A 17,385-nucleotide genomic window follows, 5' to 3' on the forward strand; every position below is an offset into this window, starting at 1 on the left:
TATTTAAATCGGTGTTTGGCTTACGCCACACTTTGCACTTCAATGACGATATTCTCGTTTCGATAATCAAAGATTTCTCTACGCCTATCTTTCCCGTCAATAATGGACTCCGCCGCCATTAATCCCATTTCCATGGCGGTATCAGTAAATATGTAACGGAATGTACCTTGGCGGCCGGTCATGATCAGGTTATCGAACTGGCATAAGTGGCTAATGGCTTTCTCCCGCTTATCTTGATAGTCCATGTCCATCAGCGGATAGGCGTGTTCGCTGTATTCGGTAAAGTACTCTCCGGTCGCCAATGTCGAGTTGACTCCTAAGTTATCTAGGTCACTCAGCACTCTTTTTTGTAACTCCTCACCCGGCATCGTCCACACGTCATCCCCCTTGTTACAAGGGATTTCGATCATGACTGAGGTTTTGCCTTGAGGTGACATATAACTGGAGCGCCGTTTTGGTTCTTGCAGTCGGGTGCCAATAATTTCGGGATCAGATAAGTATTGCCATGTGTTGTCGGAAATATTGTCGGTGTCCATCGGCATATTCAAAAAACGCAGTGAACGGAAAGAGAGGCCACTTTCAAAATCGGTAAAGCCACACATCAGCGGCAATGGCAGTGTTGAAATTACCTTATCGCTGTTAACAACGAATAACTTGCCGTCTTTTTGGTAGGTAACCGCACTGATCTGCTTAGATTCATTAATCGTTAACTGGGTAACCTCACTGGATAAATGAATCGTTACCCCCTTCTTTTGCAGCTCTTCAGCAAGTCGGGAATAGAGTTGGCCAAAGCCCCATTTAGGATAACGATATTGTCTCGCATAGGTTCTAACATTGGACTTTTTGCCGGGAAGCAACCGTCGGGCGATATCTTTTAAATCGATGAGGCTGATCCGTTGTGATGCCCAATCCCCTGACAAGAACTTAGGGTCGATACCCCATAATTTTGCGGTGTAGCCTTCAAAGAAATGCTTGTACAACGTTTTGCCAAAGCGACTTTCAATCCACTCAGCAAAACTGACTTTTGAACGCTGTTTTGGTTTTGTGACGAAAAGCTGTTTAACCAGATCCAACCCTCCTCCAACAAGCAGAGATAGCGGAGCATTCTTAATAAGATCGGTAAGAACTAATGGGTATTGATACACTCTTCCCCGGTAGCGAATGACACTTTTTCGTTGGGCAAATAACAGCTCTTCTCCCATCAGTTCATCGACAAACTTCAGTAGCTTGGGGTTCTTCGTTATAAAGCGGTGTCCACCAAAATCAAAACGATACTCGCCCTGTTTTCCGGTAAATGTCTGTGTGGCACACATTCCTCCGGTATAGGACTCTTTCTCTAAAATAGTTACCGAATAACCCGCTTCAACCAGTTCCCATGCTGCCATCAACCCAGCTGGGCCGGCGCCGAGAATAACCACCTGTTCTTTTTTTATCTGATTCATGCTGTTTTATATCCTTTTTTCCAGAATAGAGTGAATATCAGCATGTATCCCAACCACACCATAAGTTGAACCAAACCCGGTGAGGAGTTATAACCAAACAGCGCACGCAGGAAGGTTCCAAAAACGCCTCTGTCATCAAGAATATGCGAAATATCAAAAACTTGAGCATACACAATAGGCACTAGATTCGCCGCTTGTAACATATTGATGGCTGACGACAGTAGACCCGCGGCAATAATGATAATCAGCAAACTGGTCCATTTAAAAAACTGAGCAAGCGGGACTTTTTTGGCACTCTTCATCATTGCCCACACCATCACATACGCCAGCACTAACCCCAAAACCGCGCCAATTAACGCATCTTGAGTTGATAATTCTCCAAAGCTTGAATACATCAAAGCAGAGAAGAACAGTATGGTTTCAAACCCTTCTCTCAATATCGCCAACATGGACAAAAAAACCAATCCCATCAAATTACCCGTGCTTACCATTTCGGTAATGTCTTGTTGAACCTGCGCCACTTGACTCTTAGCCTGCTTTTGCATCCAAATCGCCATATAGGTCAAGACCACGGTTGCAAACAGCAAAATGCCCGCCATGAGATAATTTTGGTATAGCGCATTGCTAAACTGATCAATAACCACTTGAAAAACAAAGGCCACAGCTAACGACAGCACCAGCCCCACGGCCACGCCTAGATAGATATACTTGTTATAATGACGTGCATTTAACTTAGCTAGATAAGAGAGTGCGATTCCCACCAATAGAAAGGCTTCCAATCCTTCACGTAGGGTAATTAAAAAACTTGCAAACATAATTCCTCACAGGCTCGTTATGAGCTCACTATTACGACTTTGTTTTTGATTTTATTATTTTAAGAATGCTCCAGCGCATTGCGTGTCGAAACACTAATGGAGCCAATAACCAAGATGAGTAAAAATGAATATCTGAAATAATGACACCAAGCGTGTTACCCGGCGTACCATAGAAAAACAGGTAAAAACCCGTTAATGAACAGACAATCAACAGCCACTCAATAGCCGTACCTGTTTGACGCAAAAAGGGTTTCTTGCTTGATACGATTAATCGACGATGAGATGCCCAAAACGCCCCCACAATCACGCTGAATAAAGAGACACCCATCAGCATATGGACCAACAAAATCCAGCGTTCCGCCATCCAACTGACTTCAATACGAGACCAGAGCAAAATGCCGCTGATAAACATCAGATATAAGGTGGCTTCTGCCCACTGGTGATGATAAGCAAGGCGCTTCCACCAGTGACTCAATCGACTTTCGTCCGCCTGAGATTGTGACGACATTAAATGACTAGACATTTTTATTACCTACAACAGTCAATAAACCCGTTTTTTGAAACGACAAAAGCAGCGATGATTTATCGCTGCTTGTTTTGTCAAATTAGGTGTCATACTTCCATAAAAGAAGTATTACTTAACGCTGACTTTGTTCGCCATTGTCATTGCAGTCCCAAACTGACCACCAGCAGCGATGACTTGATGAACGCCATCTTCGTCTGTATCCGTAGAATCACTGCCTTTGATCTGGTTTTCACCTGAATCACCCATCCACTCAGACAACTGCATACCACCATTGATCACGCCTCGGAACCAGCTCACATAACGATCTGTTAATGCGGTTAGTTCTAGCGCTGGCTCATTTTCACCCTCTTCATTTTTAAGGTGTAAAATCGCTTCGCGCAGGCCAGCAGAAATAGCGGCTGAGGTGTAAGGCGTATGTATTGTCGCTTGGCCCGGCTTCGCTGCCCATGTATTAATGCTGCTATCAAACATGTTCTTCTCTACCGCTAGGTAAATAGAACGCGCTGCTTGCTTATATTTCACATCATCAGTGGCCAAGAAAGCCGCAACCAGTCCGCGAATAGCCGCAAACTGAGCGTCTAGTGATTGGCTACTATCCGCTTTGCTTCCCAATGTCATGCCGTCTGCAACCAATCCATTTTTCGCGACTAAGTTGGCGAGGATAAAGTCCGCTTGCGCTTTTATCATTGCCAGTGCTTTCTTACCTGATGCCGACTTAAGGTTCACATCTGTGGTTTCAGCAGAGGCATAACCAACAGGCAGTGCATCTTTTGCACGCTGGTAAATTGAAAGAGCGACCATAGAGTAAGCGGCGTCATACAGATCAACGCGGTTACCTTGTTTGCCGTTTTTATATTCCGTCACAAAGCTGCCACTCTCTTCGTTAAAGTGAAGTGCCGCCATGTTTTGGAAAAGTAAGTTTGAAATATTGTTTGCTAATGAGAATGCATCTGTTGCAGTAACATCATTACTCTCATTTGAATCGATGTTCGCAGCAGGAGCTGCGGCAAAAGGTTTGCCATCAAATACCGCTTTAAACGCTGGGTTTTGCACACTGTTCGCGATACGCTGATCAGTAAAGGCAAAGAACTCCGCAGTTGGCCACAGCATCAACCATGTGTCACGTAGTTGAGATGAACCATCACTCACGGTTAGGCCTTTAATAGACTTAACCCCATTTTTAGTTCCCTCTTCTACGGCAACTTTATGAGCAAACCAAATCGGGCCGTTTTTAGGGTTATAGTCAGGAGTAAATTTCACTCCTAATGTCTTACCATCAAAACCTAACTGCTGTTGCATAATTTGCAGCTTATCGATAGACATTTCCGTTAGCATCATGCCATTAAAGCCGTCAGCTGCTGACACCCCTAAGCTATGCTTACCGTCTTGATCCATTGTCGCTGAATCAGCTTCAACTTCTTCATCACTTTCTGTTACGTGCATTCCACCAAGAAAGTCTTGTGACCACATCACTTCTTTCAGGAAAATACCGCCAGTTGCAGCCGGGTTAAATGACGTATCAAACGAAGCCGGATTCCATGCCAGAGTTTTGTAGTCACGAAAATAGGCAGGCACAACCACCTGAACGGTTTTGCTGTTACCCTTTGCCGTTGTGATCTCAACTTCGTCACCGTTTACGGTCGTAGTATCAGGTGCTTGAGCGAACTCAGGGCTACCAGATACATAAGGAACAGAAATTGGGTACATGTTCTGTGGCACTTCACTTGGCGAGAAGCCAACTGCATTTGCCATTTCAATCACGCGTTTACCCAGATCAGCCATGGTGCCACCACGCGCCATGTTAACGGGACCATTAACCAGATGAGGTCCCATTTGTGATTGGTAGTTTAGAGCGTACATCGCTTCTTCAGAATACTCATAACTTTCAATACCAGCAGCGAAGTCAAAAGGGGTTGGATCATTGGCTACATTCGGGTCTAGTACATCAAGGTCGAGTCCTAAAGACTCCGCTAAAGGTTCTCCAGATAATTCAAATTCGGTATAAGCAAGGAAGCTACCTGCTGGTTGGTGAGTCTTATCCAACACGGTAACTTGGGGTGCGGCTTGAACTGCGGCGGCAAATACGGCGGCAGAAACAGCTAGGCTAATTGAAGACTTTTTCACGACTAATCCTTTGTTTTCTTGGGTATTTATTAACGTTATGATATCAATTCGCACATGCTATTGATATTCATTATCATTTACAATGCCACTTTAGGGGTAGAGTATGCAATGCATTGTCCCAGATCAATAAAATGCGAATTATTTGCATTCTCAATAGTTAACATGGAGCAATTACAGACTTTTCTGAATAGCCTGGCTCTGTCCGATTGTTACCACTGAGTAAAAATAATTTACCATTTAGGCCGATTATCATTCTTTCGCAAATAAATATACTGTATTCACCGTTGAGTGAGTCGAGAAAAATCGACTACGCTTAAGTTTTCATTCCAAAGATTTTAAAAAGGACAAAAAATGGCTGACCAATTTATTAAATCTCGTGCGGCAATTGCTTGGGGACCAAACCAACCTTTAAGCGTTGAAGAAGTCGATGTCATGCTGCCAAGAGCGGGAGAAGTTCTGGTAAGAATCGTGGCAACTGGTGTTTGTCACACAGACGCTTTTACTCTCTCAGGCGAAGATCCGGAAGGCATATTTCCGTCCATTTTAGGTCATGAAGGTGGCGGTATTGTTGAACAAGTTGGTGAAGGTGTAACCAGCGTAAGCGTTGGTGACCATGTTATTCCGCTTTACACTGCCGAGTGTGGCAAATGCAAATTCTGTCTCTCTGGTAAAACCAACCTTTGTCAGGCTGTACGCGAAACACAAGGCAAAGGCTTAATGCCAGATGGAACCACCCGTTTTTATAAAGATGGTCAACCTATTTACCACTACATGGGCTGTTCAACCTTCTCTGAATATACTGTCCTGCCGGAAATTTCTCTGGCTAAAGTCAACAAAGATGCACCGCTTGAAGAAGTGTGCTTGTTAGGCTGTGGCGTTACCACCGGAATGGGTGCGGTACTGAATACCGCTAAAGTAGAGAAAGGCGATACCGTCGCTATCTTTGGTTTGGGTGGCATAGGTTTGTCTGCCATTATCGGCGCAAGAATGGCGGGGGCGAGCCGTATCATTGGCATTGATATTAATGAGAGCAAGTTTGATTTAGCAGGCCAATTAGGCGCGACCGATTGTATTAATCCACAAAAAATTGATAAACCCATCCAAGATTACATTGTTGAGTTAACTGATGGTGGCGTTGACTACTCATTTGAATGTATTGGTAACGTTAATGTGATGCGCCAAGCATTAGAGTGCTGCCATAAAGGTTGGGGCGAGTCCGTCATCATCGGTGTTGCGGGCGCAGGGCAAGAGATCTCAACTCGACCTTTCCAACTGGTAACCGGAAGAGTATGGCGTGGTAGTGCGTTTGGTGGCGTGAAAGGCCGTTCAGAACTGCCTGAAATTGTTAACCGCTATATGGATGGTGAGTTTGGTTTGCAAGAATTCATCACGCACACAATGAGCCTAGAAGAGATCAACGACTCTTTTGATCTGATGCATAAAGGCGAAAGCATTCGTACTGTCATTCATTTTGATAAGTAGTCGCTTTGAAAGGCTGTACTACTAAAAGTAAGCTTGCAAGCATCTTGCACCTCTAACCTAGACGCCTTGGTTTAATCTAAGGCGTCTCTATTTATTTAGGTGAACTAAATGAGCATTGAAAACATCAGCCAAGCTAAAGTTGCTGGCGGTTGGCACAAACAATATACCTTTCACTCCAAGTCATTAAATGGCACCACTCGTTTCGCTATTTTTTTACCGGAGAATGCAAGCCAAGAGACTCCCGTTCCCGTTATGTACTGGCTATCAGGACTCACTTGTAGCGATGAGAACTTTATGCAAAAGGCTGGCGCATTTAAATCGGCCGCAGAGCACGGCATTGCTATCGTCGCCGCAGATACTAGCCCAAGAGGTGATGATGTTCCCGATGATGCGGAAGGCGCATACGATTTTGGCCTAGGAGCAGGGTTTTATGTTAATGCCACGGAATCGCCGTGGAACAAACATTACCATATGTACGACTTTATCGTTAATGAACTCCCAGACGTGATCGAAGCGAACTTTCCGGTTTCTGATCAGCGTGCTATTAGTGGTCATTCTATGGGGGGTCATGGTGCGCTGATGATTGCGCTACGCAACCCTCAGCGATATTCATCGGTTTCTGCGTTTAGTCCAATCGTCAACCCTATCGCTGTTCCGTGGGGACAAAAAGCCTTTAGCCACTATTTAGGCAACAATCGCCAAGAGTGGGAAAAATACGACAGTTGTAAGTTAATGGCGTCGTTTCAAGACACAGCCGTTCCTGCACTGGTTGATCAAGGTGATAAAGATGACTTCTTACAGAACCAACTAAAAACCGAGCTATTGGCCGCCGTTGTTAAAAAAACCGCCTACCCAATGACGATAAGAATGCAGCCCGGTTACGATCATAGCTACTTCTTTATCTCTACCTTTATCGCCGATCATATTCAGTTTCATGCTCAACATTGGAAAAAATAACCTTCCAATAGGCTGTTCAATATCTGCTATAAACAACAAACGCTCTTGCCACTAAAGAAGGGCGTTTATTGTTAACATCCACGGCTATCCCCTGCTGTTGTTATCCGGTTCTGCTTGTTCTGTTCGCCTTCTCTTTTCTGCACCACTAATATGTGAATCTCATCACTAAATAGTGTTATTTTATTGTTATATGCGGTAAGTTATTATCCCCTCCTAATCACTCTTTTTCATATTCAACCTTAATTAGCAAATGCGCTAATCGTGGAGGGAAAACAAAGGATAATAATGATGTACAAATTCTTTGAAGGCTTAACAAAAGCTTTCCCACAACAAGAACCCGAACAACCGCCAACAGGGATCTACGCTTTTTGTCGACATTACACAAAAGGGTTTGAGAAGCCATTACTGTTGATGGCACTGCTTAGCACCATTGTCGCCATTATTGAGGTTTCTCTCTTTGGGTTTATGGGGCAATTGGTAGATTGGCTCTCCAGCAGTAACCCCGACACTTTCTTAGAAGAGAATAGCAGCACACTTTGGGGCGTAGGAATTGTGCTTTTGGTTGTGATGCCGATATTGATTACTGTCTATTCCCTGTTGATCCACCAAAGTTTATTAGGCAACTACCCAATGTCGATTCGTTGGTTAGCGCATCGTTACCTGTTGAAACAGAGCTTGTCATTCTACCAAGATGATTTTGCAGGTAGGGTTGCGACCAAGGTGATGCAAACATCATTAGCCGTGCGTGAAACGGTTATGAAAACTGCCGATGTGTTTGTTTATGTCATTGTTTATTTCACCGCAATTGTCGTGATGCTGGCGCAGGCCGACTGGCGCTTAATGATGCCTATGCTGGTTTGGCTGGCCGCTTATGTCGCCATTCAGATATATTTTGTTCCAAGATTGAAAGCGGTCTCTTCTGAACAGGCAGATGCCCGCTCATTGATGACTGGGCGTATTGTTGACAGCTACACCAACATCACCACTGTAAAACTCTTCTCCCACAGCAAAAGAGAGACCGAGTACGCCGAAGAAGGGATGGATGGTTTTCTCGATACCGTACATAGACAAATGCGTCTGGTGACGGGTTTTAATATCAGCGTAGAAATTACCAACTATGTCTTGGTGTTCTCTATTGCTTCTATTTCCATCTACTTATGGATGCAAAGCGCAATCACCATAGGCGCGATCGCGATTGCTATCAGCTTGGCGTTACGTCTTAACGGCATGTCGATGTGGATCATGTGGGAAGTCGGAGCCCTGTTTGAGAACATGGGCACCGTGGTTGATGGTATGTCTACCCTATCAAAACCTATTGATATTAAAGATAAAACCAACGCTCAACCTCTGAATGTAGAAAAAGGGGTGATTGAGTTTGACAATGTAAGCTTCCACTACGGTGAAAAAGATAAAGGTGTCATTAGCAACCTTAACCTAAACATCAAACCGGGCGAAAAAGTCGGTTTGGTTGGTCGCTCAGGTGCCGGCAAATCCACTCTGGTGAATCTGCTGTTGCGTTTTCATGATGTGGAGAGCGGTAATATTAAGATAGACGGGCAAGTTATCTCGGATGTCACTCAAGATTCGCTACGCAGTAACATAGGTATGGTCACGCAAGATACGTCATTGCTGCACCGCTCCATACGCGAGAACATTTTGTATGGTAACCCTGACGCAACTGAGCAGCAGTTGATAAAAGCGACCACACAGGCACAAGCCCATGAGTTTATCGAAACCTTGACTGATCCGCATGGTAACCGTGGCTATGATGCTCAAGTGGGAGAACGAGGGGTTAAGCTATCCGGCGGACAGCGTCAGCGTGTCGCTATTTCTCGTGTTCTGTTAAAAGATGCACCACTGTTGATTCTGGATGAGGCAACCTCTGCCCTAGATTCCGAAGTTGAGTCTGCTATCCAAGAGAGTCTTAACGAGCTTATGGAAGGCAAAACCGTTATCGCCATTGCCCACCGTTTGTCTACCATTGCCGCGATGGACAGATTAATTGTGCTGGATAAAGGTCAAGTGGTTGAGCAAGGCACACACCAAGAGCTGATCCATGGCGACGGTATTTATGCTCAGTTATGGGTGCACCAAACCGGTGGTTTTATCTCAGATTAGTGGCGTTGAACGGCTAACCGCCGATAAAAGCAATAAAATTGATTGATCGTTCAAATTCGTTTTTTTTCTACTATAGTTAATTTGCTCAACAACTCACAACAAGGAAAAGTTATGAATAAAAACACCGAGTCTCAATCAACATCAACTAGGCTTATCCCTCAAGAAGCATTTGATTGGTATGACGAATATGCGCACGGCCTAATTGATCGAAGAGAGTTTATGGCTCGACTATCAGGCCTGACTGTACTTGGCTTAACCATGACAACATTAACTTCTGCTCTGATTCCTAATTATGCAAAAGCAGAACAAATTTCTTTCAATGACCCTTCCATCAAAGCAACTTACCAGAATTTTCCGTCTCCTAAAGGGCACGGAGAAGGGCGTGGTTACTTAGTCGTACCAAAAGAGCTAGAAGGAAATGCACCGGTTGTATTAGTTATTCATGAAAATAGAGGCCTAAATCCGTATATAAAGGATGTAGCACGACGACTCGCGTCGGCTGGGTTTATTGCGTTTGCACCGGATGCACTTCATTCGCTTGGAGGATATCCTGGCAATGATGATGAAGGTCGAGCGATGCAGAAGTCTCTATCAAAAGAGCGCATTGAAGAGGACTTTATAGCCGCTGCGAACTTTTTGAAATCTCATGAGAAAAGTAACGGAAAACTAGGCGCGGTTGGGTTTTGCTTTGGTGGCTATATCGTGAATATGTTGGCTGCGGTAATGCCAGAGCAGCTAGATGCAGGTGTTCCATTTTATGGCACTCCGGCAGCACCTGACTTAAGAAAGAATGTGAAAGGACCACTACTTATCCAATTTGCTGGGCTGGATAAACGTGTTAATGCAACTTGGCCCGACTATGAGACAGAACTCAAAGAGATTGGTGCTGAATATACCGCTTACACCTATGATGGTGTGAACCATGGCTTTCACAACGATTCAACTGGCCGATACGCTGAAGAAGAAGCAGAGTTAGCATGGACACGTACGATTGAGTTCTTTACTAAGCAACTTTCTTAAAGGGTAATGCTACCGCACTAATCTCTATCCAGAACCTTCACAGTAGGCACTTCGTAGCTCCGAAGCGCCTTATTATCATGTTGAGCCGCTGTTTATCAGTACATCATAAGTTTGTGTTTGAGCAAATCTGTTGCTGAAATATCTTCTTGACAGAATACCGATGCTAATAGATATTTATAATGTTTTGCTAAATATAAGAGTTTGTGATGCGACAAAAAATGCACACAATTTGGGTAACAGTACTGACGTTAGTGACAATTCTGCTTTCTAGCGTAGTAAGTAGTGCCCCTCTTATGCCTTTGCAAATGCTCGCAGACTCTCAAATGAGCATGTCAACAAGCTCAAGTAGTTCGCACTGTGCTTCACCCCACGAAAATGTCTCTAACGAACAGCAAGAGTGTTGTGATGGAAACAGTATGACCTCCGAACATCAATGTTGTTACAGCAGTTGTGTCACCAACTATTCTGTTCTCACCACACCAAACTATGAGTTGTCGCAGACCTCAGATCTCGTTCTTATCTCAAAAGATCCAATAAGTCGCGTCAGTTCTATAGCCAGCGCTCTGTTTCGGCCACCCATCGCTTAAATTCCAACGGATGACCTAAGGTCATCATCTTCGTTTCACGCGGTTTTTCCGTGTGCCTTATTCTATTTGCAAACTATTGGTTTCGGCTAACTGTTTGCATCAGTAAACGATTGGAATTAAAAGTGAAAATTAAACCAGTTGCGTTAGCACTTGTATTGAATGCAGTGTTGACACCTTCCTATGCCAGCGAAGGTCAATTTACTCTAAACAACATTATTGAGCTTGCTGTATCCCGTGACCAAGGGTTAGTTCAGCTCAATTCACAAGCACTCTCACTTAAAGAAACCGGTGCTGCCAGCGCAACATTGATGGATCCGAAGATTAAGTTTGGGGTTGGCGGTCTGCCTGTAGACAGTTTTAAGTTTGATGAAGACGCCATGACCAACATTTCTGTAGGGCTCTCTCAACAGTTTAGTCGCGGCGCTACTCTCGACTTATCCAGAAAACGATATGGGCAGCAGGCTCAGATTGTCAGTTATCAAACGGAATTACGAAAACTTGATATCGCAAGAAGCATTACTCAACTCTGGATAGAACTTAAACATCTGATCCGAACAAGTGAGCTTACTGAAGAGATGCGTGGTCTCATGATAGAAATGAGTCAGTTTATTGAGACCAACTATTCTCTCGGCAAGAGCGAAATGCAGGACTTACTATATGCAGAGCTTCAAGTCAGTCAGCTCGACGAGAAACTTCAGAAAAACCGACAAATGCAGCAGCGTATTCGCGCTCAACTCTCTGAGTGGGTAGAGCCAGAATACGTTCGAGAAGCTCAGCTAAATACCTCTCTTGAGCCCCATTGGCAGTCGTTACTCGATATCGAAAAAGTAACCAAAACTAATTCAACGGAATATTATGATGTACTGGTTACCCACCCGAAAATCAAAGCCGCTGAACAAAATATACAAAGTAAGGTAACTCAGGTCTCTATCGCCGAGCAATCTTACACTCCTCAGTTCGGTGTCGAGGTAGCGTATGCCTACAGGCAGGCAAACGGAATGAATGGTCAACCGGCCTCCGATTTAGTCAGCGCTTATCTGACCATGGACATTCCTTTGTTCACAGAAAAGAAACAAGACCGAAAATATGCAGCAGCTCAACATCAGGTTGGCGTAGCCAAGTCTCAAAAAGATCTCCTTCTGGTTCAGATGAATGCCAGAGTCAACACCCTCATTTCCGATAAACATAATCTGGAAGAGCGTATTCAGCGCTACCAAAAAGTACTGGTTAAGCAAGCGAAAGAGCGCACTCAGGCAATCGAACGTGGATACGAAAACAATACAGTTCAGTTTAGCGAACTGATAACCGCCGCCAGAGATGAACTCATGATCGCGAAAGAAGAGGCGCGGCTAATGGCCGATCTGAATAGTACCCAAAATGAACTTGCCTATGTTCTTAACCAATATGACCAGAATATCGCCGAACTAAGCGCAGCTTATGAGCTTGAGGAGAACAATCAATGAAATCATTACCTGTAGCCACACTGGCACTGCTTATCGGTGGCGTTTTAGGTTTTGCCGGAAATCACTATTTGATGGGTGGACATGATATGTCGTCAAGCTCTATGTCCGATTCAGGAGAAAAAGAACCACTTTATTGGGTTGCACCCATGGATCCTAACTATCGCAGAGACGCTCCGGGCAAATCTCCGATGGGGATGGACCTAATCCCGGTTTATAAAGAAGAGTCCGGAGGTAACGCAAAAAAAGGAACGGTTAAAATTGACCCAGCAGTAGAAAATAACCTTGGAGTTAAAACCGCCAATGCCTCCTTCAACAAATTGGCACCACAGATTGATACCGTGGGATACATCAATTTTGATGAAAGTCGTTTGTGGCAAACCAACAGCCGGGTGAGTGGCTGGGTGGAAAAACTGAATGTGGATGCAGTTGGAAAACAGGTATCTAAAGGGGATGTTCTTTTTACCCTTTATTCTCCTGAGCTGGTGAAAGCTCAGGAAGAGTTGCTCAACGCCTACCGCTCTGGCCGTAAAGGGCTGGTTAACGGAGCAAGAGAACGCCTGATTGCCCTAGGACTGGATAAAAGCCAGATTAACCAAATTGTAAAACGAGGACGAGCGAGCCAGAACGTTGCCATAAAAGCCCCGGCTGATGGGGTGATTGCGCAACTGAATATTCGTGAAGGGGGCTATATATCTCCTGCTCAAACAGTTATCAGTGCGGGGCCTCTCGATGAAATGTGGATAGATGTCGAAGTGTTCGAACGTCAGTCTCACTGGGTCGATGTGGGCAGTAATGCCACTATGGCTTTAAGCGCCTTTCCGGGGCGTAGTTGGGAAGGAAAAGTTGATTTCATTTATCCCATTCTGGATGCGAAAACACGAACCCTGCGAGTACGCTTAAAGTTCGCTAACGAAGATGGTGCGCTTAAACCAAACATGTTCGCCAGCGTAATACTTCAGGCGGAATCTGAAGCACCAGTACTGACTATCCCACGAGAGTCGGTCATTCGCTCAGGAGGAATGACCCGAGTTGTATTGTCTGAGGGCGAGGGTAAATACCGCTCCGCACGAATCAAAGTAGGCAGAGAGGCAGGAGAAGTCATTGAAGTGCTAGCCGGGCTCTCTGAAAACGATAAGGTCGTGACCTCCGCTCAATTTATGCTCGACTCTGAATCCAGTCAAAGCGCAGACCTTGCCCGAATCAATGGGGTGGAAGTCGATAACCCTAGTGTCTGGGCCAAGGGACAGGTTACCGACATGATGGCCAAACATCGAATGGCGACGATTAATCACCAACCTGTTGAAGAATGGCAGTGGCCGGGTATGGTCATGAACTTTACCTTCGCTGAGGGGCTGGATATCAAAACCGTTCAGTCGGGCCAGTCTATCGAATTTGAAATCCAGAAAACAGAATCCGGTCAATATGAAATTCTGGACTTTACCGTCGGAGATTCTGTTATCGCTAATGAGCTCTGGATCACTGGTGAGATAAGCATGCTCATGGCAGATTTCGGTATGTTGACCGTCAGTCATGAGCCAGTCGCAGATTGGAGTTGGGATGCGGGAGAGATGAATTTCTCAGTGGATGAGGCTGTTGATTTGTCCCCCTTTTCTGAAGGACAACCGATTCGTTTTCTGATCAATAAGTCAGGTAATGAGCCCAAATTAATCGCGCTTGAACCGACAGGAGGTCAACAATGATCCCTGCCATTATCAGATGGTCACTGAACAATCGATTTGTTGTTCTGGTGTTTACTTTGTTTTTGGTGTTTGCTGGGCTTTTCAGCGTCAAGAACACGCCTGTTGATGCACTGCCAGATCTTTCGGATGTCCAAGTCATCATCAAGACAAGTTATCCGGGGCAAGCACCACAAGTTGTTGAAGATCAGGTGACATACCCGTTAACAACAGCCATGCTGGCCGTGCCGGGTGCAGAAACGGTTCGTGGTTACTCCTTCTTCGGAGACTCTTACGTTTACATCATCTTCAATGATGATACAGATATGTACTGGGCCCGGTCCAGAGTACTGGAGTATCTAAGCCAAGTCGCCCCCAACCTTCCTGTCAATGCTAAACCGACACTTGGGCCAGATGCTACTGGTGTAGGTTGGGTATACAGCTATGTGCTTCAGGACAAAACAGGACAGCATGACTTGTCTGAGCTGCGTAGCTATCAGGATTGGTTTTTAAAATATGAACTGCAAACAGTCGATGGGGTCTCTGAAGTGGCTACCGTTGGCGGCATGGTTAAGCAATATCAGATACAGATTGACCCTGCCAGGTTGCGCGCTTACGACCTGACGCTACAGCAAGTCAATAACGCAATTAAGATGGGTAATCAGGAAACCGGTGCTTCCGTAATCGAAATCGCCGAAGCCGAGCACATGGTGCGAACAACGGGTTACTTGTCAGGTATCGAAGATATCAAAGCACTCCCACTCAAGGTAACAGAGAAAGGAACCCCGCTACTATTGGGCGATATTGCCGACATCAACTTGGGGCCACAGATGCGTCGAGGTATCTCCGAGTTTAATGGTGAAGGAGAAGCTGTCGGTGGTGTTATCGTGATGCGTTTTGGTGAGAATGCCAGCGAGGTTATTACTAATGTAAAACAGAAACTCTCTGAACTTCAATCCAGCCTGCCGGAAGGAGTTGAGATTGTTGCTACTTATGACCGTTCAACACTTATCAATAAAGCGGTCGAGAACCTGTGGGAGAAGCTGGCGGAAGAGTTTATCGTGGTTGCGATTGTATGTGCGCTCTTCCTGTTCCATATCCGCTCGTCGTTAGTCATTGCGCTCAGCTTGCCTGTGGGTATTTTATCCGCCTTTATCGTCATGCATTGGCAGGGCATCAACGCCAACATCATGTCACTTGGTGGTATTGCTATCGCCATTGGTGCCATGGTCGACGGGGCTATCGTGATGATAGAAAACGTACACAAGCATATTGAGCGGACTCCGTTAACGGATAAAAACCGATGGCAGGTGATTGGTAAAGCGGCTGAGGAAGTGGGCGCCCCCCTATTCTTCTCGCTGCTTATCATTACGCTGAGTTTTGTTCCGGTATTCGCACTCGAAGGGCAAGAAGGAAAAATGTTCTCGCCACTGGCATTTACCAAGACCTATGCCATGGCAGCGGCAGCGGGCTTGTCCATCACTCTGGTGCCGGTCTTAATGGGCTATCTGGTTCGGGGGAAAATTCTACCTGAGCAAAAGAACCCGGTTAACCGAGTTCTTATCGCCTTGTACAAACCGGTGCTCAATATCAGCCTTAAGTACCCTAAAAGCATGGTACTTATCGCGCTTGCCCTAATGTCATCCGCATATGTCCCTATCACCAAGATGGGTAGCGAGTTTATCCCTCCTCTGGATGAAGGAGATCTGATGTATATGCCAACAACCTATCCGGGCATCTCCATCGGTAAGGCTCGTGAGCTGTTGCAGCAGACCAACAAGCTTATTAAAACTGTACCCGAAGTAGCAACGGTCTGGGGCAAAGTTGGACGGGCAGAAAGTGCGACAGACCCAGCTCCACTGACCATGATCGAGACGGTTATTCAACTAAAGCCGAAGGAGGAGTGGCGTGATGGGGTCACAACAGACACTCTACGAAAGGAATTTGACAGCCTAATTCAGTTCCCAGGCTTAACCAACGCATGGGTAATGCCGATTAAAACCCGTATCGATATGCTGTCGACGGGTATCAAAACACCTATCGGGATAAAAATTGCCGGTCCAGACCTGAAAGTTATTGAAGACATTGGTGCGGAGCTCGAACCGATTCTCAACAACATCGAAGGTACAGCCTCAGTCTATGCTGAGCGTGTTGCCGGTGGCCGTTATGTGACCATTGATATCAAACGCAAACAAGCGGCCCGTTATGGCCTGAATATCAAACAAATCCAGCAGGTAATCTCAACCGCGATAGGTGGTATGAACGTGGGCGAAACAACCGAAGGTCTGGAGCGTTATCCGATTAATGTTCGCTACCCTCAGGTATATCGAGATTCCATTGAGAAACTACAAAGCCTTCCACTGGTGACACCAAGCGGAGCACGCATCGCGCTAGCGGATGTGGCGGATGTCCGTTTTGAAGATGGGCCACCCATGATTAAAACTGAAAATGCACGTCCTAACGGGTGGGTATTTGTCGATATTACCGGGAGGGATCTTGGTTCATATGTCGCTGAAGCAAGGCAAGCGGTATCCGAGCAACTAGCTGTGCCAGCCGGATATTCCCTCGCCTGGTCTGGGCAATACGAATATATGGAGCGAGCAAAAGCGCGGCTTGGCATCGTCACACCCGTGACCATTGCCATCATCATGTTGCTTTTGTATTTCAGTTTCAGACGCATTGGCGAAGTCATGATCATCATGCTCACTTTACCTCTGGCGATGGTGGGCGGACTCTGGTTGATGCACTACCTGAACTACAACTTCTCGATTGCTGTCGGCGTGGGCTTTATCGCCCTATCTGGTGTGGCGGTAGAGATAGGCGTCATCATGCTGGTTTATCTCAATCAGGCATGGCATCACCGAAAGCTTGATTTGATGGAAGATAAGAAGCGGCTTACGACCCAAGACTTAAAAGAGTCGATTGTCGAAGGGGCAGGTCTGCGCGTTCGTCCCATCATGATGACGGTTCTTACGGTCATTATCGGTTTAATCCCAATTATGCAGGGCTCCGGAACAGGCTCTGAAGTGATGCAACGTATCGCGGCTCCCATGATAGGGGGAATGGCTTCAGCCATCGTTCTTACTCTGCTGGTTCTTCCAGCCATCTTCAAGCTCTGGAAACAGCGCGAAGTTAACAAGCAATAACGAACAACATGCGCCTGAACGCAGGCGCT

The 17,385-nt window shown here is 45.6% G+C and carries 12 protein-coding genes; 8 read left to right on the forward strand and 4 right to left on the reverse strand.

The annotated features are described in order from the left end of the window. Positions 1–20: 20 nt before the first annotated feature. From CHJ_RS15460 to CHJ_RS15475, 4 genes are all read right to left on the reverse strand, one after another. On the reverse strand, positions 21–1,442 hold the full coding sequence (locus CHJ_RS15460; protein ID WP_317918182.1) for an FAD-dependent oxidoreductase: 1,422 nt from the start codon (positions 1,440–1,442) through the stop codon (positions 21–23). Continuing rightward, positions 1,439–2,257, reverse strand: a complete 819-nt coding sequence (locus CHJ_RS15465) for an FTR1 family protein (RefSeq protein ID WP_317918183.1) — start codon at positions 2,255–2,257, stop codon at positions 1,439–1,441. The genes CHJ_RS15460 and CHJ_RS15465 overlap by 4 nt, the downstream gene beginning before the upstream one ends. A gap of 31 nt (positions 2,258–2,288) precedes the next feature. Then, positions 2,289–2,780 carry a hypothetical protein gene (locus CHJ_RS15470; protein ID WP_317918184.1) on the reverse strand — a complete coding sequence of 164 codons (492 nt, stop codon included), beginning with the start codon at positions 2,778–2,780 and terminating at the stop codon, positions 2,289–2,291. Positions 2,781–2,891: 111 nt separating this feature from the next. Then, positions 2,892–4,907, reverse strand: coding sequence for a hypothetical protein (locus tag CHJ_RS15475; RefSeq protein WP_317918185.1), 2,016 nt, complete (start codon positions 4,905–4,907; stop codon positions 2,892–2,894). 351 nt (positions 4,908–5,258) lie between these two features. On the opposite strand from CHJ_RS15475, the gene CHJ_RS15480 reads away from it, so the two are divergent. The 8 genes from CHJ_RS15480 (at position 5,259) to CHJ_RS15515 (ending at position 17,356) form a co-directional block, all read left to right on the forward strand. Continuing rightward, complete coding sequence (locus CHJ_RS15480) at positions 5,259–6,389, forward strand: S-(hydroxymethyl)glutathione dehydrogenase/class III alcohol dehydrogenase (RefSeq protein WP_171751576.1); 1,131 nt, start codon at positions 5,259–5,261, stop codon at positions 6,387–6,389. A 108-nt stretch (positions 6,390–6,497) separates the two neighbouring features. Continuing rightward, entirely contained in the window at positions 6,498–7,346 is an 849-nt protein-coding gene (fghA, locus tag CHJ_RS15485) for an S-formylglutathione hydrolase (RefSeq protein WP_317918186.1), read from the forward strand. Positions 7,347–7,634: 288 nt separating this feature from the next. Next, entirely contained in the window at positions 7,635–9,464 is a 1,830-nt protein-coding gene (locus CHJ_RS15490) for an ABC transporter ATP-binding protein (RefSeq protein ID WP_317919194.1), read from the forward strand. Between the two features lie 111 nt (positions 9,465–9,575). Then, positions 9,576–10,484, forward strand: a complete 909-nt coding sequence (locus tag CHJ_RS15495; protein WP_171751572.1) for a dienelactone hydrolase family protein — start codon at positions 9,576–9,578, stop codon at positions 10,482–10,484. Between the two features lie 206 nt (positions 10,485–10,690). Beyond that, positions 10,691–11,071: a hypothetical protein gene (locus CHJ_RS15500; RefSeq protein ID WP_317918187.1), complete on the forward strand. Its 381-nt coding sequence runs from the start codon at positions 10,691–10,693 to the stop codon at positions 11,069–11,071. A 128-nt stretch (positions 11,072–11,199) separates the two neighbouring features. Continuing rightward, positions 11,200–12,534, forward strand: coding sequence for a TolC family protein (locus CHJ_RS15505; RefSeq protein ID WP_317919195.1), 1,335 nt, complete (start codon positions 11,200–11,202; stop codon positions 12,532–12,534). After that, the gene (locus CHJ_RS15510; RefSeq protein ID WP_317918188.1) at positions 12,531–14,234 is read left to right on the forward strand and encodes an efflux RND transporter periplasmic adaptor subunit; all 1,704 of its coding nucleotides are present in this window, start codon (positions 12,531–12,533) and stop codon (positions 14,232–14,234) included. The genes CHJ_RS15505 and CHJ_RS15510 overlap by 4 nt, the downstream gene beginning before the upstream one ends. Continuing rightward, a complete protein-coding gene (locus CHJ_RS15515; protein WP_317918189.1) occupies positions 14,231–17,356 on the forward strand; it encodes an efflux RND transporter permease subunit in 3,126 nt (1,041 codons plus the stop codon). The genes CHJ_RS15510 and CHJ_RS15515 overlap by 4 nt, the downstream gene beginning before the upstream one ends. Positions 17,357–17,385 lie beyond the last annotated feature (29 nt).

This window comes from Vibrio sp. MACH09, from assembly GCF_033238805.1.
In the GTDB taxonomy this organism is placed as follows: domain Bacteria; phylum Pseudomonadota; class Gammaproteobacteria; order Enterobacterales; family Vibrionaceae; genus Vibrio.

Excerpts from the sequence above, each read along its gene's own strand:
- CHJ_RS15460 (WP_317918182.1), bottom strand. The coding sequence starts at position 1,442 with ATGAATCAGATAAAAAAAGAACAGGTGGTTATTCTCGGCGCCGGCCCA.
- CHJ_RS15465 (WP_317918183.1), bottom strand. The coding sequence starts at position 2,257 with ATGTTTGCAAGTTTTTTAATTACCCTACGTGAAGGATTGGAAGCCTTT.
- CHJ_RS15470 (WP_317918184.1), bottom strand. The coding sequence starts at position 2,780 with ATGTCTAGTCATTTAATGTCGTCACAATCTCAGGCGGACGAAAGTCGA.
- CHJ_RS15480 (WP_171751576.1), top strand. The coding sequence starts at position 5,259 with ATGGCTGACCAATTTATTAAATCTCGTGCGGCAATTGCTTGGGGACCA.
- fghA (WP_317918186.1), top strand. The coding sequence starts at position 6,498 with ATGAGCATTGAAAACATCAGCCAAGCTAAAGTTGCTGGCGGTTGGCAC.
- CHJ_RS15490 (WP_317919194.1), top strand. The coding sequence starts at position 7,635 with ATGTACAAATTCTTTGAAGGCTTAACAAAAGCTTTCCCACAACAAGAA.
- CHJ_RS15495 (WP_171751572.1), top strand. The coding sequence starts at position 9,576 with ATGAATAAAAACACCGAGTCTCAATCAACATCAACTAGGCTTATCCCT.
- CHJ_RS15500 (WP_317918187.1), top strand. The coding sequence starts at position 10,691 with ATGCGACAAAAAATGCACACAATTTGGGTAACAGTACTGACGTTAGTG.
- CHJ_RS15510 (WP_317918188.1), top strand. The coding sequence starts at position 12,531 with ATGAAATCATTACCTGTAGCCACACTGGCACTGCTTATCGGTGGCGTT.
- CHJ_RS15515 (WP_317918189.1), top strand. The coding sequence starts at position 14,231 with ATGATCCCTGCCATTATCAGATGGTCACTGAACAATCGATTTGTTGTT.